Annotated in this window: 18 protein-coding genes; 12 read left to right on the plus strand and 6 right to left on the minus strand. The window is 62.7% G+C overall.

The window, feature by feature from the left end; all coding sequences use genetic code 11:
- Positions 1-85 precede the first annotated feature (85 nt).
- A complete protein-coding gene (locus tag LOL23_RS06100) occupies positions 86-1,621 on the plus strand; it encodes a tripartite tricarboxylate transporter permease (protein ID WP_160978129.1) in 1,536 nt (511 codons plus the stop codon).
- Between the two features lie 38 nt (positions 1,622-1,659).
- On the opposite strand, the gene LOL23_RS06105 is transcribed toward LOL23_RS06100, so the two are convergent.
- Positions 1,660-2,559: a LysR substrate-binding domain-containing protein gene (locus tag LOL23_RS06105; RefSeq protein WP_160978127.1), complete on the minus strand. Its 900-nt coding sequence runs from the start codon at positions 2,557-2,559 to the stop codon at positions 1,660-1,662.
- Between the two features lie 232 nt (positions 2,560-2,791).
- Here LOL23_RS06105 and LOL23_RS06110 point away from each other — a divergent pair, with 232 nt between their 5' ends.
- The 3 genes from LOL23_RS06110 to LOL23_RS06120 all read left to right on the plus strand — a co-directional run bounded on the left by LOL23_RS06110 (position 2,792) and on the right by LOL23_RS06120 (position 5,704).
- Positions 2,792-3,796: a tripartite tricarboxylate transporter substrate binding protein BugE gene (locus LOL23_RS06110; protein ID WP_160978125.1), complete on the plus strand. Its 1,005-nt coding sequence runs from the start codon at positions 2,792-2,794 to the stop codon at positions 3,794-3,796.
- A complete protein-coding gene (locus LOL23_RS06115) occupies positions 3,793-4,656 on the plus strand; it encodes an N-formylglutamate amidohydrolase (RefSeq protein ID WP_160978123.1) in 864 nt (287 codons plus the stop codon). The genes LOL23_RS06110 and LOL23_RS06115 overlap by 4 nt, the downstream gene beginning before the upstream one ends.
- A gap of 208 nt (positions 4,657-4,864) precedes the next feature.
- Positions 4,865-5,704, plus strand: a complete 840-nt coding sequence (locus tag LOL23_RS06120; protein ID WP_160978121.1) for a universal stress protein — start codon at positions 4,865-4,867, stop codon at positions 5,702-5,704.
- Between the two features lie 72 nt (positions 5,705-5,776).
- On the opposite strand, the gene LOL23_RS06125 is transcribed toward LOL23_RS06120, so the two are convergent.
- The 3 genes from LOL23_RS06125 to LOL23_RS06135 form a co-directional block, all read right to left on the minus strand.
- On the minus strand, positions 5,777-6,376 hold the full coding sequence (locus tag LOL23_RS06125; protein ID WP_160978119.1) for an FmdE family protein: 600 nt from the start codon (positions 6,374-6,376) through the stop codon (positions 5,777-5,779).
- A gap of 124 nt (positions 6,377-6,500) precedes the next feature.
- Entirely contained in the window at positions 6,501-7,256 is a 756-nt protein-coding gene (locus LOL23_RS06130; protein WP_160978117.1) for an SDR family oxidoreductase, read from the minus strand.
- Between the two features lie 136 nt (positions 7,257-7,392).
- The gene (locus LOL23_RS06135) at positions 7,393-8,085 is read right to left on the minus strand and encodes a DUF2238 domain-containing protein (protein WP_160978115.1); all 693 of its coding nucleotides are present in this window, start codon (positions 8,083-8,085) and stop codon (positions 7,393-7,395) included.
- 337 nt (positions 8,086-8,422) lie between these two features.
- Between LOL23_RS06135 and LOL23_RS06140 the strand changes: the two genes are divergently transcribed.
- From LOL23_RS06140 to LOL23_RS06165, 6 genes are all read left to right on the plus strand, one after another.
- On the plus strand, positions 8,423-8,857 hold the full coding sequence (locus tag LOL23_RS06140) for an ACP-like domain-containing protein (protein WP_160978113.1): 435 nt from the start codon (positions 8,423-8,425) through the stop codon (positions 8,855-8,857).
- A 75-nt stretch (positions 8,858-8,932) separates the two neighbouring features.
- Positions 8,933-9,610: a response regulator gene (locus tag LOL23_RS06145; protein ID WP_160978111.1), complete on the plus strand. Its 678-nt coding sequence runs from the start codon at positions 8,933-8,935 to the stop codon at positions 9,608-9,610.
- A 73-nt stretch (positions 9,611-9,683) separates the two neighbouring features.
- Positions 9,684-11,048, plus strand: a complete 1,365-nt coding sequence (locus tag LOL23_RS06150) for a sensor histidine kinase (protein ID WP_160978626.1) — start codon at positions 9,684-9,686, stop codon at positions 11,046-11,048.
- A gap of 143 nt (positions 11,049-11,191) precedes the next feature.
- Positions 11,192-12,178: a Bug family tripartite tricarboxylate transporter substrate binding protein gene (locus tag LOL23_RS06155; protein ID WP_237173332.1), complete on the plus strand. Its 987-nt coding sequence runs from the start codon at positions 11,192-11,194 to the stop codon at positions 12,176-12,178.
- A gap of 3 nt (positions 12,179-12,181) precedes the next feature.
- The gene (locus LOL23_RS06160; RefSeq protein WP_160978107.1) at positions 12,182-12,619 is read left to right on the plus strand and encodes a tripartite tricarboxylate transporter TctB family protein; all 438 of its coding nucleotides are present in this window, start codon (positions 12,182-12,184) and stop codon (positions 12,617-12,619) included.
- Entirely contained in the window at positions 12,616-14,154 is a 1,539-nt protein-coding gene (locus LOL23_RS06165) for a tripartite tricarboxylate transporter permease (RefSeq protein ID WP_160978105.1), read from the plus strand. Before LOL23_RS06160 ends, LOL23_RS06165 begins: the two co-directional genes overlap by 4 nt.
- Positions 14,155-14,305: 151 nt before the next feature.
- Here the strand turns inward: LOL23_RS06165 and LOL23_RS06170 are convergent, their stop codons facing one another.
- Positions 14,306-15,832, minus strand: a complete 1,527-nt coding sequence (locus tag LOL23_RS06170; RefSeq protein ID WP_237173283.1) for a CoA transferase — start codon at positions 15,830-15,832, stop codon at positions 14,306-14,308.
- Between the two features lie 637 nt (positions 15,833-16,469).
- On the opposite strand from LOL23_RS06170, the gene LOL23_RS06175 reads away from it, so the two are divergent.
- Entirely contained in the window at positions 16,470-18,170 is a 1,701-nt protein-coding gene (locus LOL23_RS06175) for a sodium:solute symporter family protein (RefSeq protein WP_160978103.1), read from the plus strand.
- Positions 18,171-18,261: 91 nt separating this feature from the next.
- A complete protein-coding gene (locus tag LOL23_RS06180; RefSeq protein WP_237173284.1) occupies positions 18,262-18,390 on the plus strand; it encodes a putative transporter small subunit in 129 nt (42 codons plus the stop codon).
- A gap of 76 nt (positions 18,391-18,466) precedes the next feature.
- Here the strand turns inward: LOL23_RS06180 and ppc are convergent, their stop codons facing one another.
- Positions 18,467-21,322, minus strand: coding sequence for a phosphoenolpyruvate carboxylase (gene ppc / locus LOL23_RS06185; protein ID WP_237173285.1), 2,856 nt, complete (start codon positions 21,320-21,322; stop codon positions 18,467-18,469).
- Between the last annotated feature and the right edge of the window lie 30 nt (positions 21,323-21,352).

The following is a 21,352-nucleotide window of genomic DNA, read 5'->3' on the forward strand; positions in this document are numbered from 1 at the left end:
CAATTTCAGCGATTGACGTGATTGAAGCAGTTGCGGCCGTTGCGGCAGCTGCGGCGATTCAAGCACACAGACCCGGAGAATCGTTGTGGATGAACTAGGCGCGTTGTTTCATGGTTTTGGCACGGTGCTGAGCTGGTACAACATTGGCATGATGTTGATCGGGCTGGTGTTGGGCGTGGTGATTGGTGTGCTGCCCGGCCTTGGCGGGCCCAACGGTGTGGCGATCCTGTTGCCGCTCACGTTCACCATGCCGCCCACGTCCGCCATCATCATGCTGTCCTGTATCTATTGGGGGTCGCTCTTTGCAGGCGCAATCACCTCAATACTCTTTAATATTCCCGGCGAGACGTCATCGGTGGCCACCACATTCGACGGCTATCCGCTGGCGCAGCAAGGCAAGGCCGGCAATGCACTCACCGCCTCGTTCACCGGGTCGTTCGTGGGCGCGTTGTCGGGCGTGCTTCTGATTACCTTCTTGGCGCCCATGGTTTCGCGGTTCGCATTGCAGTTTGGTCCGGCGGAATTTTTCGCCGTCTTCCTGCTGACGTTTTGCAGCTTTGTGGGCACTGACAAGAAGACGCCGTTCAAGACGGTGATTGCCATGATGCTGGGTTTCGGCCTGGCCGCCATCGGCATGGATACTGTGAGCGGCGAACTGCGCATGACGTTTGGCATGCCGGGTCTGTTGCGCGGGATTGATTTTCTGGTGGTGGTGATCGGTCTGTTCGGCATCGGGGAGATTCTGGTCAGCATGGAGGAGGGCCTGAAGTTCGAAGGCAAGAACGGCCGCATCAACTTGAAAGTCGTGCTGCAAACCTGGCGCGAGCTGCCCCGTTACTGGGCCACGCTGATACGCAGCACGCTGGTGGGGTGCTGGATGGGCGTGACGCCGGGCGGCGCCACGGCCGCATCATTCATGGGTTATGGGCTGGCACAGCGCTTTTCGCGCAATGGCCACAAGTTCGGCACCGGCGAACTGGAAGGCGTGGTGGCGCCCGAAACGGCGGCGCACGCATCGGGCACATCTGCCCTGCTGCCCATGCTGGCGCTCGGCATCCCGGGCTCGGCCACTGCGGCGGTGCTGCTGGGCGGGCTGATGATCTGGGGCTTGCAGCCCGGCCCGCTGTTGTTCGTGGAGCAGAAAGAGTTTGTCTGGAGCCTGATCGCCAGCATGTATCTGGGCAATTTCGTAGGTTTGATCATTGTGCTCAGTACGGTGCCGCTGTTCGCGGCGATTCTGCGCATTCCGTTCGCGATTGTGGCTCCCATCATTATTGTGGTGTGCGCGATTGGCGCCTACTCGGTCAACAATGCCATGCTGGATGTCTGGTACATGCTGTTGTTCGGGGTGGTCGGCTACGTGCTCAAGAAGCTCAACTATCCGCTCGCGCCCCTGGTGCTGGCACTGGTGCTGGGCGACAGAATGGAAGACGCCTTCCGGCAGGCGATGTTGGGCCCCGGCACTGGTCTGCACTTGTTCTGGTCTAATTCGCTGGTTGGCACAATCACCACGCTGGCGCTGGCCATGCTGTTCTGGCCGCTTTTGGCGCTGGTGTGGCGAAGGGTGCGTGGCCTGCGCAATGGGCGGGGCGCCATGGGTTCCGGCTTGATGAAACAGTGAGGTGCGGGTTGCGTGAGGTACGGGTTGTTGCCGCCGCGTCAGCTCTCGGCGGCAACCTCCAGCAGCCATTCGCGGAACGCAGATAGTGCGGGATGATGGCTGTGCCGCTCTGGGTAGCACAGTACATAGCCATGCTGAATCGAAACCGGGATATCGAACGGTACGGCGACGTGGCCCGATTCGATTTCGTCGTGCACAAGGCAGCGCTGCAGCACAGCGATGCCCATGTCAGCCATGACGGCGCGCACAATGATGGATACTTGGTCCATCCCCGTGGACAGCGTGGGCGTGGTGTCGACGCCCACGGCGGCGAACCACTGCCGCCAGTTCTCGCGCGCGTTGGCATGGTAAAGCAGCGGTTCGTCCAGCAGTTCGGCCGGTTTCTTCCAGCGGCCAACAGCGCGCCGTGCCTTGAGCCTATCGGGGTGGCAGATGACCACCACATCGCGGCCAATGATGTAATCGCAATGCAGCCGCGGCCATTGGCCCGGTACACCGGCCAATATCGCGGCATCTGGCGCAAGCCCCGAAAAATCCTCATCACGCCGGTAGGCGGCGAATGTCAGCGCGATGTCGGGATGGCGCTGATGGAAGGCGGGTAGGCGCGGCACCAGCCACACGCTGGCCAGTGTCGGGACGACAGCCAAACACAAGGCATCGCGCGAATAGCCTGCCCGCAACTGGGCCGACACCCCCTCGATAACCTGTAAGGGCTGCGCCACGGCGTCAAGCAGTTGTTGGCCCGCAGCGGTGAGTGCAAGCCCGTGTGCGTTCCGCTGCAACAGCGGCTGGCCGAAGTGCGCTTCCAGGCGAGCGATGGCCCGGCTGATCGCACCCTGTGTCAGGCACAATGCGTCGGCTGCCCGGGTAAAACTGCCCAGCCGTACCGCGGTAACGAAGGCATGTAGTTCGGACATGGACGGCGAGTGTATGCGCATGGACGGAAGTTGAAACGCGTCGGTAAATACAGGAAGCCGCGTTGAACGCAGCCCGCGAAAAACAGGTACATGAATGCCGCGGCATCGCCAGCCCGGGCGATTACCCGATGACATATCAGACAATCGACCGAACATGACAGAATGTAATGATAACTTGCATTCTAGTCGTTTGTTGCGGCCACCTGAATTGCCGATACTTCAACATCATTACTACTACTCATTGGGGAACCGTATGTCTGCTTATCGTTCGAAGTTGGCCTGTCTGGCGTTTGCGGGCGCCACGCTGTCCACATTTGGCGTTATGCCGGCCGCTGTCGCGGCGGACGCCTATCCCTCACATGCCATTCGCCTGATTGTGCCGTTCGCGGCTGGCGGCTCCACAGACCTGGTGGGGCGCCTGATCGCCGAGTATCTCAGCAAGGATCTGGGGCAGTCGGTGGTGGTCGAGAACAAGGCAGGCGCGGGCGGCGCGCTGGGTGCGGAGCAGATTGCGCGCGCCCAGCCTGATGGCTATACCATCGGCATGGCAACGGTAAGCACGCACGGTTCCAACCCGGCCATTTATCCCAACCTGAAATACGATCCCATCAAGGATTTTGCGCCCATTTCCAACGTGATGGGTGTTCCCAGCGTGTTTGCCGTCAACCCCAAGGTGCCGGCCAAGACGATGAAGGAATTCGTTGCGCTGGCCAAGGCCCAGCCGGGCAAGTATTCGTTCGCCTCGCCGGGCGTGGCCTCTTTGGGCCATGCCAACATCGAGAACTTCATGATGCTGTCGGGTATCGATCTGCTGCATGTGCCCTACCGCGGCGCGGGCCCGGCACTGAACGACGCGCTGGCCGGCCAGGTGGATTCGATCACCGACAACCTGTCTTCGACGCTTCCGCATCTGCAGGAAGGGCGCTTGCGCCCCTTGGCTGTGCTGGGCGCAGAACGCAGCAAAGTGCTGCCTGATGTGCCTACCTACGCTGAGCTTGGCTACCCCGAAATGGGCACGGGCGGCTGGTTCGGCCTGGTGGCGCCCGCGGGCACACCCAAGGCGGTCATTGAGAAGCTGAACGCATCGGTGCGCAAAGTGACGCAAGACCCGGCCTTCCAGGAACGCGCGGCCAATGTGGGCGCGACGATCATGACTAACTCGCCGGAAGCGTTTGCCGCGCAGATGAAGGCAGCCATTGAGCGTTATACCTTGGTAGCGCAAAAAGCCAACATTCAAGTTCAGGCAAACAAGAAATGATGTCAGGCACGGGCCCGAATCCGCCATTCATTCGTATTGACCCGGCGGGGCCGGTGATCCCTTTGGTGTGCGACTCGCCGCACAGCGGCACGGTGTATCCGGCCGACTTCAACGCGGCGGCGCCCATGGCGCTGCTGCGCCAGGGCGAGGATACACATGTGGACCAGCTCTGGGAGGCTGCCCCGCGTGTTGGCGCCACACTCATTGCAGCTACATTCCCACGCACGTATATCGACCCTAACCGTACGCTCCAGGACTTGGATCCGGACGCATTGGACGGTGTGTGGCATGAGCCGTTGCAGCCGGGAGAGAAGACGCGCCTGGGCAAGGGGCTGGTGTGGACACGCATGGATCCGCGCACGCCGATCTATGACCGCCGCCTGACGGTTGCACAGGTGCGCACCCGCATCGAGCATTATTATCGTCCCTATCATGCAGCGATTGCGCAGGCGGTCAAGGAGCGTTACGAGGCCTTTGGCGCATTGTGGCACCTGAACCTGCATTCCATGCCCAACGATGCCTACGCGCGGCTGGGCATGGACAGCAGCCGACCGTTGGCGGATTTTGTGCTGGGCGACCGCGATGGCACAACCTGTGAGCCCGGATTCGTGGGCTGTATTGAAGATTGCCTGCGCGATCTGGGCTATACGGTTGCGCGCAACGACCCCTACAAAGGCGTGCAGCTCATCGCCCAGATCGGCCAGCCGGCGCAGCGGCGGCACAGTCTGCAGATCGAGATACGCCGGCCTGTCTACATGGATGAAGCCACGCGCGAGCGCAATGAGGGCTTCGTCACCCTGCAGCGGAACCTGGGAGCCTTGTTGGCGGAAGTGGCGGGGTATATCCGGCGCCGCATATAGCTTGGCGCGCCGGCCCGCGCTCGCTGGCTGGCTGCGATGCGGCTACCAGAACCTCACAACGACGTAGGATGATTAGCCATAAGGCCATCTGTGTACAGCCTTGCATTTGGCGCTAAGCTATATCCAGTAGGTCAGGATGTTTCCCGCCATGGGCAGCGCACTGGCAGGCATTGCGCGTTGCCGTGTTCAATTCGCAAGGAGCGTACACATGTTACGTCGAATAGCCGTGCATCTGGATCTTGGCGCCGACAGCCGGCGCCGCCTGGAGTTTGCGCTGGCCATGGCTACCCGCCATCAGGCCGTTCTGCTTGGCCTATACGCCAGCTATCTGCTGCCTGCCTACACGCCTGCGGCGGAAGGCATGATGCGGCAGGCGCTCGACATTCTCGAAGCCAAGCAGAAACAGGAAAAAGCACGCGTCGAGCACGAGTTCCACGGGCTTGCCAAGCACCACGGTGTGCAGTCCACGTGGCTGACGGGAACCGGCACGCCGGCACAGTTCCTGGCGCGCCAGGCGCGCTATGCGGACGTTCTCGTCATCAGCCAGGAAAACATCGACGACCGCGAGGCTGGCAGCGGCCCCGGGTTTGTGGCCGAGGTGTTGATGTCTACTGGGCGGCCGGTGGTGATGGTGCCTTCGGCCGGTACCTTCAACAAGGCCGTGGGTGAGCGCGTGTTGTGCTGCTGGGACGGCGGGCGCGAGTCGGCCCGCGCGCTGGGTGATGCCGCACCGATCCTGCAGCATGCCAGCAAGCTGTTTGTCCTGGGCATGGATGCGGGTTCTACGCGCATGCGGCACTATGCCGAAAACGGGGGCGAGCTGGTGGCCTATTGCGCGGCCCATGGTTACCCGACACCGAAACAGATCACTCGCGACACCAGCGCTACGGGCGTGGGCGAGACCATCCTGAACACAGCCGCGGACAATGATGCGGATCTGATTGTGATGGGGGCCTATGGCCACAGCCGCCTGCGCGAGTGGGTGTTGGGTGGTGCCACCAACACCATACTGGAAAGCATGACAATACCGGTGTTGTTTTCGCGCTGAGTGCAACCCGCCCGACCGCCACTGCGCTTGTCGCGTGCGCGCCTATTGCGCCCGTGCGTACGGCTCCCGCATTTACTGCACCTGAATCAGGCCGGGGTTATCGGCCTGTTCCAGGATGCGGCGCACGCGATCCTGCCACATGTCTGCGAAAGCGCGCGCCTGCTCGGGTGTGCCGGTGCCCTCAACAGATGCCAGTAGGGCAGGCAGCATCTCGGCGGGGGCGGGCACAAGGCCGGCATTGAACGACACGGTAACGCTGTGCCCCGTGTCCTGCCGGGTAAAGCGGATGCTGCCGTTGATCGGCGCATCGAAGAACAACAGATTGCGGCGGTCGTGGTGGCCGCGGATACCCTTGAAGCCGTTATCGGCTGTGGCGCCCGTAATGAAGCTGACCACATTGGCCACCACCCCCGTGGTGCCATTGAGTTGGCCATCACGAAACTCGGCCTTGATGGCGCCGCGCTGCGCGGGTGCATCGCCGTAGAGCGCCCGCAGCGCCGCGCGCGTCATCAGATACGCGCCCGCCACCGTTGGGCAAGAGTGGCCGGCCAGGCGAACCACGTCGGCATATCCGTAGCGGATCTGGCCGTCATCGCTGGCGCCCAGCAAATGCGCCAGCGGATCGTGCAGGGTAATGGCGGGGACGGTGTCGTAGAATGCGGGGAATGTCATGAGCGAGCCCGTGGAGAATAAAGGTGGCTGCGCCGGCCCGAGCACGGGCCGGATTCATGCTGCCACTATAGCGCTGCCGGGCCGCTGGCCGCCGATAGACCCGGTGGCCAGCGTGGTCTGCGTATCAGCCTCGACCGATATACGGCATTTTGGTGGCCATGACGGTCATGAACTGCACGTTTGCGTCGAGCGGCAGGCTGGCCATATAGACCACAGCCCGGGCCACATGGGACACGTCCATGCGCGGTTCCGCGCGGGTGGCGCCGTCTGCCTGCAGTACACCGGTGTTCATGGCCTGCGTCATCTCGCTGGCGGCATTGCCGATGTCGATCTGGCCGCAGGCAATATCGTATTTGCGGCCGTCCAGCGACGTGGCTTTGGTCAGGCCCGTGATGGCATGCTTGGTGGCTGTGTACGATACCGCGTGCGGCCGCGGTGTGTAGGCGGAAATCGAGCCGTTGTTGATGATGCGCCCCCCGCGGGGATTCTGGTCGCGCATCATGCGAAATGCCCCCTGGGTGCACAGAAATACGCCGGTCAGGTTGATATCGACAGCCTTTTTCCAGTCTTCATACGGCAGCTCTTCGAGCGAAACGGGGCGGTTGAAGATCCCGGCGTTGTTGAACAGCAGGTCGAGCCGGCCCCAGGCGTCTTTGATGGTGGCGAACAAGTGATCCACAGAGGCCGGATCACTCACGTCGGTCGGCACGACCAGTGCCTCGCCGCCCACGGCGCGGCCTTCCTGCTCAGTGGCCCGCAGGGCGTCTTCGCGGCGGCCTGCCAGCGCCACAGCGTAGCCGTCGGCCATCAGGGCCAGTGCAACGCTTTTGCCGATGCCGGAACCGGCGCCGGTCACCAGTGCGGTTTTCTTCAAAGTCATGGTCTCTTCCTGGTTTTATCAATCATGAAGGGTGCAAATACCGTGTGTACCGTGAATGCTGCGCGCTCCGTTGCTGCATAGCCGCGCGCCGCGCATGTGCCGCTGTGCCTGAGGCATTGCGGCGCATCCCGCGCTGCTAGTGTAGCCGCGTCTGCTTCAATGCATTTGACCATTCCCAAGCCAAGTCGCGCCGCGCCAGCAGATTGATTGCGAGTGTAAGCACAATGGCAATCAGCGCCCCCAGCCCAGCCAGCGCCATGTCTTTGTGCGAATCCCATATATCGCCTTGTGTGCCCAGGTACTGCATGCCAAGATCGCCGCCGAAAATCTCCGCGGCGCCCCACTCAATAAGCTCATAGAGTGCAGAAGTGCTGAGGGTGAAATCCAGCGGCAGAAAATAGGCCCAGAAACCGCGTACCTCGACGATGCGCAGGAAAAACTCGCGTATGGGATAGGCCAGCAGCAGACCGTAGGCAAAATGCACGAGGCGGTCGTAGTGGTTGCGTTCCCAGCCAAATACGCTGTTCAGACTGTGGCCGGCCAACGTTGTCCACCATTGGTCGTACGGCACGTTGGAGTAGGTGTAGTGCGCGCCGACGGCATGCAGCGACAGAAAGCCAAGGATAAGCAGCAGCGCCACATTGGAAAACTGGAACAGCCGCCGTGTAGCCCAGAGTATCGCGGCCAGTGCGATGACGATGGCGTTTTCAAGCATCCAGGTTGGGCGGTCGGCGGGATGCAGGGCCAAGACGAGCCAGAGTGCGAGATAAGCCCCGGCGGCGATATACACGGTACAGGTGCTGAGTTTGCGGCGGTTGGGAGCGTGCATGCCTGGTTCTTCGGTTATGAGGCTGTGAAAAGAGGTGAAGCAGTTGGCGCTTGGGCAGCCAAGAGGCGGCGCAGCAAGAATGTGACGCTGCAAGCAGATGACGCTGCAAGTATAGGAAAAAAGCAGTTTCCAGCAATGTGTTGTCGTGAAGCCGCATCCTGCCCGGTAATGGTTGATACCTGATGCTACGACAGGGCGCGCTCACACGCCAGGCCGTCTCAGGGCGCGGCAATTCGACACGGCTGCTTACATGGTCAAGGCGTTGGTGCGCGAGCAGGTGGTATAAAAAATCGACGAGCAGGCCGTGTGGCCTGGAACAAAAATGCAAGGAGTCTCCATGAACCGTACCCTCACCGCCACCCTGGGTCTTGTGCTGTGCGCCGGCCTGGCGGCCTGCGGCACCACGCGCGATAAAGATAATCTTGCGCAAAAGACCGCCGAGTACGACTGCGACGCCGGCAGCAAGGCGCTGTCCGCGCAGTACACTTTCCAGGGGCAGGAAGCCCTGAGCGCCCGCGTTCTCTTTGACAATCAGGTGGTCGACCTTACGCGCGCCACCAGTAGCAATGCGGATATGGTCGGCAATACTTTCCGTGGCAATGGCTACACCTGGACCACCGAGAAATTCACCTATGACACCGTCGGCGAAGCGAACGGTCGGATGCTTACACGGGATACGCAGGCGGCATATCCCGGCGCCAGCCAACAGGCGGCGCAAGGCGCGGCAACCGTTGTCGCGCGCGATTGCACGGTCAAGGGCATCAAAGGCTGATCCTCCAACGCGGCACAATGCCGGACGATCGATTCGAGCTAAACTGGCGCGCATCGATCGTCCTTTTTTTGTGCCATGCGCATTCTGCTTATTGAAGATGAAAGCGAGCTTGCCCGCTGGCTGACGCGCAGCCTGGCTCGCCACGGCGGGTTCATCGCCGATTGGGCCGACGATGCCGAGCTTGCCGAGCGCCGCATGGCGGTCGAAGAGTTCGATGCAATCATTCTTGATCTGGGCCTGCCCGGCATGGATGGCCACAGCTTTCTGTCGCGCCTGCGCGCGCGCGACGACCGCACCCCCGTGCTGGTACTCACCGCGCGCGATTCCCTGGTCGAACGCATCGATACGCTGCACAAGGGGGCGGACGACTTCCTGCGCAAGCCTTTTGTTATCGAAGAGCTGGAGGCGCGGCTGGTGGCGCTGATACGGCGCAGCCGTGGGCGCGAGCATCCTCGGCTGGCGTTGGGGGATTTGGTGCTCGACACGTCCGCACAGCGCTTTCTGGCCGCCGGGCAGCCGCTGGCGCTTTCGCCGCGCGAATTCGCGCTGCTCAAGGTGCTGATCCAGAAAAGTGGCGAGCCCGTCTCCAAGCAGCACATCCTGGACCGCATCAGCCCCGACGACCACGACATCAACATTGAGGCCATCGAGGTGCTGGTGCATCGGCTGCGCAAAAAGCTGGTCAATACCGGCACGCACATCGAGACGCTGCGCGGCATGGGCTATTGCCTGGAGCCGGCGCGTGAGGCCTGAACGGTCAACGGGCGGCGCGCGCAGCCTCAAATCCATCCTGCTCTGGGCGCTTGTGCCGGCGCTGGTGGTATTCATGACGGCCGCGCTGTGGCTGTCCAATCACGAACTGCGCAAGCAGATCGATATCGCCTACGACCGCTCGCTGGCCGGCGCGCTGCGTTCCATCGATCATCTGATTTCCACGCAAAGCGGCGGCTTGTCGGTGGAGCTGCCCTACCAGATGCTCGAGTTCTTCGAGCTGACGGCCAACGAGAACGTCTACTACCGCGTCATGACAGAAGATGGCCTGGCCGAGATCGGCAACCAGCAGTTGCCGCTGCCGGATGAAGCGCTGCAATCCCACGTGCCCCGCTTCTACACCGTCACTTATCTCGGCGAGCGCATACGCATTGCCGCCATGGCGCGCCCCATGGATCCGCCGCTGTTCAACAATCCGGGCGGGCGTGTAATCGTGCTGGTGGGCGAAGACATCTCTACGCGCGAAGTGTTCATTACCTCGATGATGTGGCGCTCAGTGGAGCGCGATCTGGTGGGCGTGCTGACGGTAATCCTGACTGTGGTGCTGGGTGTGCTGTTTGCTGTGCGGCCGCTCACACGGCTGGAACAGGAACTGGAGGGGCGCAGCGCCGACGACCTCAGGCCGATTGATGCGCACAATATCCCCGCCGAAGTGCAGCCGCTGGTGAAGGCGGTCAACCTGCATATGGCCCGTTACGAGCGGCAGGCCAGCCTGCAGAGCCAATTCCTGGACGATGCGTCGCATCAACTGCGAACCCCGCTCACCGTGCTGCGCGCCCAACTGGGCTATGCCCTGCGCGAATCCGATCCGGGCGAGATACGGGCTGCACTCAAAGCCATGGAAGAAGGGCTGGTGCGCACTGAGCGTACCGCCAACCAATTGCTTTCGCTGGCGCGGGCGCGTGATTTGTCCGCGCTCGTCGATGAGCCCGAGGACACGGATCTTGTTGCACTGGCGCACGACGTGGTGCGCCAGCTCTATCCGGCGGCGCGGGCCCGGCGGCAGGATCTGGGCCTGGATTGCCCCGATGGCGCGGTGCGCATCGCCGCGCCCGAATGGCTGCTGCGCGAGGCGGTCTCCAACTTGGTCGATAACGCCATTCGCTATACGCCCGTTGGCGGCATCGTGACGCTTGCCGTGCGCGCCGAAGACGGCCGCGCGTACGTCACGGTGGAGGACAACGGGCCGGGCATGACAGCCGATGACATCGAGAAGGCCGGCGTGCGCTTCCGGCGCGGCAAAGCCGGCAAAAACACCTCGGGCGCAGGCCTGGGCCTGGCCATCGTCAACGCCATCATGCAGCAGCTCAATGGCGAGTTCCGGATCGAATCCGGGGGCCGTGGCTGTCGTGCAACCCTAGTATTTTCCCTAGGTTCCCCCCTTGAAGAGGCGTCGGATCAAAGAAAGCTGTCAATCTGAAAGCCACTGGAAAGGTTTACTTGCGTACGCTTGCCCGTCGAGCTGCCCCATAAGGGGCAGTGCCGATTGCTGATTGTCTGAACGCCTTTGCGGCAGAGCAAAGGCGAGAACACATCGACTGGAGACGAACCATGAAACCTTCCATGCTCAATAAACTGCTCTCTGGCCTGTTGCTGGCCGGCGGTGTAATGGCTGCGGGGGCCGCTGCGGCCGCCGATGCGCCGCGCCGCCCCGAATGTATCGCGCCCGCCCAGCCGGGCGGTGGTTTCGACCTCACCTGCCGCCTGGCGCAGGAAGGCCTGGAAGCCACCAAGCAGATCACCGAACCTATGCGCATCATCTATATGCCGGGCGGCATCGGCGCGGTGGCCTACAACCACGTTGTGGGCCAGAAGCCTGATGCCGCCAACGCCATTGTGGCGTTCTCGGGCGGTTCGCTGCTCAACCTCGCGCAAGGCAAGTTCGGCAAGTACAACGTCAATGACGTGCGCTGGCTCGCGGCCGTTGGCGCCGACTACGGCGTGGCCATCGTGCGCGACGATTCCCCCTACAAGACGCTGGGCGAGTTGATGGCCGCGCTCAAGCAGGACCCCACCAAGATTGTGCTGGGCGCCGGCGGCACCGTCGGCAGCCAGGACTGGATGAAAGCCGCATTGACGGCGCGCGCCGCGGGCGTGGATTTCCGCAAGATGCGCTTTGTTGCGTTTGAGGGCGGCGGCGAATCGGCCACCGCACTGCGCGGCGGCCATATCCAGGCCTATATGGGCGACGCGGCCGAAGCCTATAACCTGCTGCAGGGCGGTGCGCCGGTGCGTGTACTGGCCGTGTTCAGCCAAGAGCGCCTGCCGGGTGAAATGTCCCACATCCCCACCGCGAAGGAGCAGGGCTTCGATATCGATTGGCCCATCATCCGTGGCTTCTATGTCGGCCCCAAAGTGTCTGACGAGGCCTACAACTGGTGGGTGCAGGCCTTCCGCAACATGGAACAAGACCCCAAGTTCGCCGAACTGCAGAAGAAGCTTGGCCTGTTCCCCTTCCGCAAGTCGGGCGATGATCTCGACAAGTTCGTGAAGGAGCGTGTCAAGGCCTACGCCGCCCAGGCGCACGAATTTGGCCTGATCAAGAAGTAAATCATGACTGACCGCTATCTTGGGTTCGCCGCGCTTGTCTTTGCGGCGCTCATGGCCTGGTTCGGCTGGGGCATCGAGGCACCGTTCTCGTATGAACCTGTCGGGCCGCGCACCTTCCCGATGCTGCTGGCATTGTGCATTGGGTTGTGCGGGCTGTGGCTGCTCCTGAAGGGGCAGTTCACGGCCGAGCGCAACCCGTCGGGCGCCAACACGCGCATCATGCTCATGGTGGTGTACTGCATCGCCTATGCGCTGCTGTTCAATGTGTTGGGCTTCATCATCGCTACGCTGCTGGTTACTGTCCTCATCGGCCGCCTGTTCGGCGGCGCATGGGGCAAGGTAGCGCTGGGCGGCTTGATCATGAGCGTTTTCTTCTTCGTCCTGTTTGATCGAGTGCTCGACGTTGTACTGCCGCTCGGTCTGCTGGAGGTATTCCTGTGAGCGACATCCTTTCTCACCTCCAACTGGGCTTCGGGGTTGCCTTTTCCTGGTCCAACCTGGCCGTGGCGCTCATCGGCGCTTTTCTGGGCACCATGGTCGGCGTGCTGCCGGGCCTGGGCCCGATCAATGGGGTGGCAATGCTGATCCCCATCGCGTTCGCGATGAACCTGCCGCCCGAAACCGCGCTGATCCTGCTTGCCGCCGTGTATGTGGGCGCCGAGTACGGCGGCCGCATCACCGCCATCCTGATCAACGTGCCGGGCGAGGCCAGTGCCATCATGACCACGCTCGACGGCTATCCGCTGGCGCGCCAGGGGCTGGCCAATGTGGCGCTTTCGTTGTCGGCCTGGTCGGCTTTCTGCGGGTCGTTCGTTTCGGTGTTCGGCATTGTGCTGCTGGCGCCGCTGCTGGCAAAGTGGGCATTGGCCTTCGGCCCGGCCGAATACTTCGCGCTCATGATCTTTGCTTTCTGCTGCCTGACCAGCCTGCTGGGCAACCAGCCGGTCAAAGGCGCGCTGTCTGCCATGATAGGTCTGGCGATTGCAACGGTGGGCGTCGATTCAAACTCGGGCGTCTATCGCTACACCTTTGATTCGGTGCATTTGTTCGACGGCATCGATTTCGTGGTCGTGGTGATTGCGCTGTTCGCCATTGCCGAGCTGCTCGAAATGCTCGAAAAAGTGGTGTCGGGCCAGCATGTGGAAGTGGAGTCATCAGGCCGCAAGCTGTTCAACCTGAAAGAGCTTATCTTCACCAGATGGAGCGTCGCGCGCAGTGCCTTTATTGGCTTTTTGGTCGGCGTGCTGCCGGGTGCGGGAGCTAGTGTGGCCGCGGCGGTGGCGTACTCCAACGAAAAGCGCATCGTCGAAGCCAAGGATCCCGATGCCAAGTTCGGCAGGGGCGACATGCGCGGCGTGGTGGCCCCCGAGGCGGCGGCCACGGCATCCGCAGTGGGTTCGTTTGTGCCCATGCTCACGCTGGGGGTGCCGGGTTCGGGCACCACGGCGGTGATGATGGGCGCGCTCACGCTGTACAACATTACGCCGGGGCCGGTTCTGTTCGATACCAAACCTGAACTGGTGTGGGGCCTGATCGCATCGCTGTTTATCGCCAACGTCATTCTGTTCGTCATGAACGTGCCGATGGTGCGGGTGTTCTCCAAGGTGTTGTCGGTACCGGGTTGGCTGATGGTGCCGGGCATTCTGGCCATCAGCTATATCGGTGTGTATGCCATCAACGCAGGCACCTTCGACCTGACCATGGCCGCTGTGATCGGCAGCATCGGCTACCTGCTGCGCAAGGCCGGCCTGCCGATGGCGCCGCTGGTGCTGGGTGTAGTGCTGGGCGATATGATGGAGCAGAACCTGCGCCGTGCGCTATCCATTACCAACGGCGAGCTGTCAATTCTGGTCGAAAGCCCCATTTCCAAGGGCTTGTGGATCGTGTCGCTGTTTATTGTTGTCGTGCCGCCGCTGCTGCGCTACCTGCGCAAGCGCAAGGGTATCGCCACAGCTTCTTTGGCAACAGACGACTGATACACGCGGCTCGCCAAGTTACAAGCACGGCCGCACCTTGAGCCGCACCCCAAAGGTTGGATGTAGGTCCAACCTTTGGGGTATTTTTATGGCCGGGTTTTTGGAGGGCGCACGCGCTTAGTGCGTACCGCAAACGGTGAGCGGCGCACGCTCAAGCCTCGGTGGGCCAAGTAGCCTCGCTGCCGCGCAGGGCGCTCGCGGGTGTGTCCCAGCGCATGGGAGCACCTTCGATCTGGCAAGGAGGGCGCAGGCGATGCGCGGGGCCCCAAGCGGTATATTCCGTCGCGGGGGCGAGGTCCGCATCGGTTTCGGGCGCCAGCGGGCCGGCATCGCCGGCCTGTCGGGTAACCAGCAGTTCGCCCATGCGCGCCAGCGATAACCGGGTGGCGCTGCCCTGCCGTTGCGCCAGGCGCATGGACAGGCCTCTCAGCGCCGCGGCGGCCATGAGGTAGCCGCACGCTTGGTCCAGGCATTGCGCGGGCAGGGGCGTGGGGCGGTCCTTGCCATAATGCGACATGCCGGCGTGGGCTATGCCATTGCTCATCTGCACCAGGCTGTCGAATCCGCGTCGCGCGCGCCATGGGCCTGTCCAGCCATAGGCATTCAGGCATACATCCACGAGGCCGGGGCGTATCGCCTGGCGTTCGCGCTCGCCCAGGCCCAGCCGCTCCAGCGCGTCGGCGCGGTAGCCATGCACCAGCACATCCGCGCCTGTCAGCAGCGCCAGCAGGGTTTCACGCTGGCGCGGGTCGCGGATGTCCAGTTCTGTGCAGCGTTTTCCCACCGTTACTTCGGGCACCATGCCCGGTTCCGACCACCAGGGCGGATCGACGCGCAGCACGGTGGCGCCATAGCCAGCCAGAAAGCGCGTGGCCACTGGGCCAGCCAGCACGCGCGTGAGATCCAGCACCCGCAAACCCGCCAATGGCCGCGCGGGGCAGGCGAGGGTCGCATGCCCACCGTCCTCTTCCCGCCAGGCGGGTGTGCCCGTGGCGGACGCGGCGCTGGCGCCCGCATCAGTGTGCTTGGTGGCACCACGGATGGCGCCGCCCGCTGCTTTGCTACGTGCATCAGTATCAGCAGCGCTTTCGGCGCCCGGATCCGCGGCTACGTAGCGGGTGATGTGGTAGAGCGGCTCGGCCATCACGGCCCGGCCCTGCTCGTGTTCCATCCACTGCGTGCGCGAGCGCATGGCGGCGGCGCAGGCATGCGCGGCCACTAGCTCTCGCTCCAGCGGCTCCGCGTCCCAGTGGGCAATGGCTGCTGCCACTGCGTCGCGTTCGGGGGCGCAGCCCAGCACTGCAATAGCCGCCTGGCGGTGATGCGCCATGTTGGCGTGAATGCGTATCCAGCCATCACGGGTAGGGTAATCGCCAGTGACGGCATCGCGCACGGCAGGCACTGTCCAGCCTATGGGCCTGAGCGAAGTCTGGAACCAGAACGAAGCAAGGCGCGCGTCGGTGCTGACCTCGGGCCGCCGGCCCCAGCGTAGCGCGATGTAGTCTGCCAATGCGCTGGCGGCGGTGCCGATGGCCGCTGTCGCAAAAGGGGTAACTGCATAGACGGAGGGCAGGGCGCCTTCGCCGGTCAGCAGGGGTAGACGCGAGGCTGTGGAACTCGAGGAGGCTGCGGGCAGCATGGCCCGCATGAAATATGCAAACGTTTCACGGTGACTCATCGCATTCTCCATTGCGATTGCCGACGGCACAGCCAACGGCGTTGCCGCTACGCTAGTGCCTTGGCCGCTCATCAGCGCCTGGTGGCAGGGGCGCCGGCGGCCGTTGCCGGGCCCCGCCCGGTCCCTGTGCTGGCGGTGTGTTGTTCTACTGTATCGCAGCAAAGGCATGTCGCGTCAGACGTATCCTCAGACATGTCGCCCGGCGTGTCGGGACGTAAGCCTGGAAATGATTTCTGATGAAATGATAGACATGCAAATGATATAGCAGTAGAATGCTGGCAGTCATTACCCGGCAGCCCTGCAATCATCGCGGGCGGTATCAACCGGTAATGTTTTTTGGGGGGCAACCCTCAGTCAATTGGCCGCTACGCAGTGGCCCGGCTTCACGCCGAAACCCGTACACCCGGCCTCAATCAGGCCGCGGAACAACCGTCCAGCCCTTTATGGCTGGCGCCGCAGTATCAGGCTTTCTTGACGCATACCGGCTTCGTCGGCGCGTGCGTTTGCATTTGCCTGCTGCTGCAGACTAGGCACCAAAGATGTGTCGTCCATGCCGGACCGCAGGGTAGCCCCCGCGCGGGCCAGCCGGCTTGCGCGCGTCCGGCGCCTGCATGCAACACAAAGGAGAAACATCGCTATGCATGAGGGTGATTTTTTTCAGCTCTCCACATCGTCCACCTTGCTTTTGCTGGTGGGGTTCTATGGCTTGACCTTCCTGATGTCGCTGCTGATTGGGCAAAAGAAAGAAAACGTGGACGGCTATATGGTCGCCAATAATTCGGTGGGCTTTGGCCTCTCGGCCGCCAGTATGATCGCCACCTGGATCTGGGCCGCCTCGTTCTACGCCAGCGCGACTTCGGGCTACAAATACGGCCTCTCGGGTCCGCTGCATTACGGCATGTGGGGCGCACTGATGATTCTGTTCATCTACCCCTTCGGGCGCCGCTTTCGCGCGCTGGCCCCGCGCGCCCATACGCTGGCCGAGGTGCTGCAGGCACGTCATGGCCGCTCCAGCCAGCTGATCATGGCCGTCTCGAACCTGGTGGGCAGCTGTATCAGCTTGATGGTCAACTTCACGGCGGCCGGCGCGCTGGTGTCGGTATTGAGCCCGCTCAGTTTCATCCAGGGCGTATTGATCGCCGGCTTGGGCGTGCTGTCGTATACCTTGTGGTCGGGCTTTCGCGCATCGGTGATGACAGACTTCGCGCAACTCGTGGCCATGATTTTGGCGGCGGTGGTCATTATTCCGGTGATTTTCTTCAACGCGGGTGGCACCGACATGCTGATCGCCAATATGCACAACCTGTCGCTGGAGCAGCAGGATTTCTTCTCCACACAGGCGATTCTGGAGCAGGGCGCACCGTATTTCGTGGCCGTGCTGGCCTATGCGATCGGCAATCAGACCATTGCGCAGCGTCTTTTCGCGGTGCGCGAAGACTTGATCAAGCCTACCTTTCTCACTGCCACGCTGGGCTATGGCGCGGTGGTCATCGGGCTGGGCATGCTGGGCCTGCTAGCGTTGTTCGTTGGCCTGCAGCCGGCCGATGGCGACATGAACAACATCATCCCGCAGATGGCGTCCACGTATCTGCCGCCAGCGGGTATTGCACTGTTCTTTATCCTGGTGATCGGCTCGCTCTCGTCCACAGCCGACTCTGATCTGGCTGCGCTGTCGTCCATCATGATGACGGATATCTATGGCAAGAACATCGCCAAGGGTAAGGTTGACCCTGCGCGCATGCTGTGGTGGGGCCGCGCCACGATGGTGGTGGCAACCATGCTGGGTGTGGTGTTCGCAAGCCTGAAGCTCGACATCCTGGTGATGCTGGTGTTTGTGGGTGCGTTGTGGGGTGCCATCGTGTTCCCGGTGATTGCCAGCTTTTACTGGGGCAAGGTTACCAACCGCGCGTTTACGACGTCGGTGATTGTGGCCGTATTGCTGTTTACGGTGGCGCGCTTTGAACTGCTGCCCCTCGATGGCCTGGCTGGCCTGTTCTTTGAGTTGTGCGCAACGGTCGGCCTTGCCGTGGTGATTGGTCTCATGGCGTTTGCGTTCTTCAAGCCCCGCATCGCTATTGCGCTGGGCCTGCTGGCCGGCGCCATTGCGCTGCCCTACACCATCGGCTTTCTGCGCGACTACACCGTGCTGTTGGGTTCGCTGACCGCCTATGGCGTGAGTGCGTTCATTTGCACGGCCATGAGCTGGCGCAGCAATGAAAACTTTGACTTCAGTCTGCTGAATGAGCGCGTCACCTCCTTCGATGAGGAGACGCAGGCGGCGGAACCCGTATCTGCGCAGGGCCGCGCCGCCGCCGAGCTGGCGCATGCGCGCGGGTAGCAAAGTGACGGGGCATGCCGCCTTTGGCGGCTGCCTCGATACTGTCCTAGGCGCTTTTAGTGTTGGTTAACGACGATTGAGGAGAATGTTTATGTCCCTATTGCTTTCAAGCTATGTTCTGATCTGGCCGTTGCTGTCCGCGGGTGTTCTGGCCATGCTGCTGATCAGCCTGGTCCGCGATATGCGGGCGGCGCGCCGCAACGGCGATTCGATGATTTGATCATGCGGTGTGCGCGGGGCCAACCGAAAGCGCGTGGCCGCGCGCACCCGCCCGTGGCAGGCCCATTGTGCATGGGTCAGCCCGAATTGCGCAGCCCCGCCGCAATACCGTTGATCGTCATGTGGATGGCGCGCTGGCTGCGGCTTTCTTCGTCGCTTTCCTTGCCGGGCTTGCCGACCTCCTGGCGATGGCGGCGCAGCAGCTCTACCTGCAGGTGGTTGAGCGGATCAATATACGCAAAGCGCTCGGTCAGCGCCGCCCGAAGAGTCGGTTCTTCATCCAGCAGCTCGCGCTGTGCCACGTCGCTAAACATCTTGAGCGTGAGCGCAAACTCGGCTTCGATCTGCGAGAAAACCTTTTTGCGCAGCCGAGCATCGGGCACCAGCGCGGCATAGCGACGGCCAATTTCCAGATCGGTCTTGGCCAGTACCTGCTCCATGTTGGAGATCAGGGTACGGAAGAACGGCCATACCTGTGCCATCTCGCGCAATTGCGCCAAGCGCTTGGCGGGCGTGGCGGGTGCGCTGTCGCAGCCTTGCTCGACATACGCGCGCAGCGCGGAACCCATGCCATACCAGCCGGTGAGCATCACACGGCATTGCGCCCACGAGAACCCCCACGGAATCGCGCGAAGATCTTCAATTCGCTGGTTGGCCTTGCGCGAGGCGGGGCGCGAGCCGATGTTCAGGCCGGCGATTTCGAGTATGGGCGTGGAAGCGAAGAAATAGTCGTTGAACCCTTCGGTGCCATAAACCAGATCCCGATAGCTGCGCTCGGCGATGTCGGACATGAAGGTGAGTGCGCTGCCAAAGCGCGCCATGTTGTCGTCTTCTGCCTGTGCGCTGGATGACGCGGGGGCAAGGCTGGCCTCGAGTGTGGCCGCGACGATATTGGCCAGGTGCCAGCGGCCCACTTCGGCGTCTTTGTACTTGGCCTGAATCACTTCGCCCTGTTCGGTAAGCCGTATCTGCCCGTTTACGGTGCCAGGCGGCTGCGCCACGATGGCATCGAAGCTCGAACCGCCGCCACGCGCCACCGAACCGCCCCGGCCGTGGAACAGCCGCAGGCGCGTCTTGCGCGTGTCGAAAACCTGCACCAGCCGGCGTTCTGCGCAGTACAGCGACCAATTCGACGTCAGGTAGCCGCCGTCTTTGTTGCTGTCCGAATACCCAAGCATGACTTCCTGGATACCGTGCTGCGCGCCGCGCACGCGCGCCGCCACGTCGGGAATATCGAGCCAGGCGGCCATGATGTCGGGACCGCGCGCCAAGTCGGGTATGGTTTCGAACAGGGGTACCACCATCAGCCCCGCCGGGGCGTCATCGCCATCGCGCATGGGGGCGATGAGCCCTGTTTCCTGCTGCAGTACCAGTACTTCCAGCAGATCGCTCAAGGTTTCGGTGTGCGAGACGATGGCTTGTTGAATGGCGGCATGCCCGTATTTGTGCCGGCAGGCGGCGGCCATACGCAAAATGGCCAGTTCTTTTTCGGTTTCGGGTGTATAGGCAATCCATGGCGATACCAGCGGACGCAGCTCGCGGATTTCGCGGCGCAGCAACGCGACGCGATCCTCCTCGTTCAGCTTGGTGTAGTCGGCGGGTTTGCCGTTCCATTGCACGCCGGCTTTGTGCAGCAGCTCGGTGATCACGCGTTCATGCACGTCGGAGCTCTGGCGCAGGTCGACCGTGGCGAGGTGAAAACCGAAGATGGCGACGGCCTGTATCAGGCCCGCAAGGCGCAACTGCGCGATGACGGCGCCGTGGTGTCTGTCGAGCGAGTCCGCAATTACTTGCAGATCGTGTTGAAAGGCCTCGGGGCCCGCATAGGCGGGCGCGTCGTAAGTGGGCCGCGTGGCGAGCGCGCGGCCAGTGAGCGCCTGCGCCGTGGCAGCCAGCCTGGCGTAGATATGGATGCAGGCGCGTCGATAGGGCTCGTCGGCGCGATGGGCGGAGGCGTCCTGGCTGGCAAGCGATAGTGCAAAGAGCTCGGGGCTCGCGTTCTCCAGCGCGCGGGACAGCGACAACTCGGTGCCCAGCGTAATCATCTCATCGAGATAATGGCGCATGATGACGGTGGATTGGCGCAGCAGCGCCTGCTCCAGCGTGGCCGCGTCGACATTTGGGTTGCCGTCGCGGTCGCCGCCTATCCAGCTGCCCATGCGCAGAAACGGCGGCAGCGGGGCGGCCTTGACATCGAAGGCTGACCCTGCGGGCGGGTTCAGGCACTCGCCCAGGTCTTGGTACAGCCGCGGCAGGGCGTTCAGGAACGTGCTGTGGTAGTAGCTCAGGGCATTGTCGATCTCGTCGACGACGGTCAGTTTCTGGCGGCGCAGCATGCGCGTCTGCCACAACGTGGACACCAGGCCCGTCAGGCGAAGCTGGGCGTGCCGTTGTTCGGCGGGTGTAAGCGTATCGTCCGCGTGGGCCAGTAGCGCGGCAATCTCGCGGTGTAGGTCCAGCGTGCTCTTGCGCTGTACTTCAGTGGGGTGGGCAGTGAGCACGGGCACGATACACGTCTGCGCCAGAAACCGCTGCACCTTGCGGCTGCTGATGCCCTGCTCATGCAGCAGGGCCAACGCGTGTCGCAGGCTGCCGCGGGTGGGTGCGCCGTCCGCCAGATCGTGCGTGCGTTGGCGCCGGTTCTGGTCGCGGTCTTCGGCCAGGTTCGAAAGATGCAGAAAATAGCTGAACGCGCGCGCCACGGAATTCGAGTCTTCGTCCGCCAGGCGCTGTATCTGCCGCGCCAGCGTGCGGCTGTCGCGGGGGTCTCCTTCGCGGCGGAACTTCACCGCCGCTCGCCTCAGCTTTTCGATGGCTTCATACACCGTCTTGCCTTCGCACTCTCTGATGACTTCCCCCAGGGTTTTACCGAGGCGGCGGATGTCTTGACGCAAGGCGAGGGGTTCCCGGGGGGAAGCGGCGGGCTGAGTCACGTTGTCTCCTGAGGGTTGAATTTGAATGGA

It is taken from the genome of Paracandidimonas lactea, from assembly GCF_021653995.1.
Taxonomy (GTDB): domain Bacteria; phylum Pseudomonadota; class Gammaproteobacteria; order Burkholderiales; family Burkholderiaceae_B; genus Allopusillimonas; species Allopusillimonas lactea.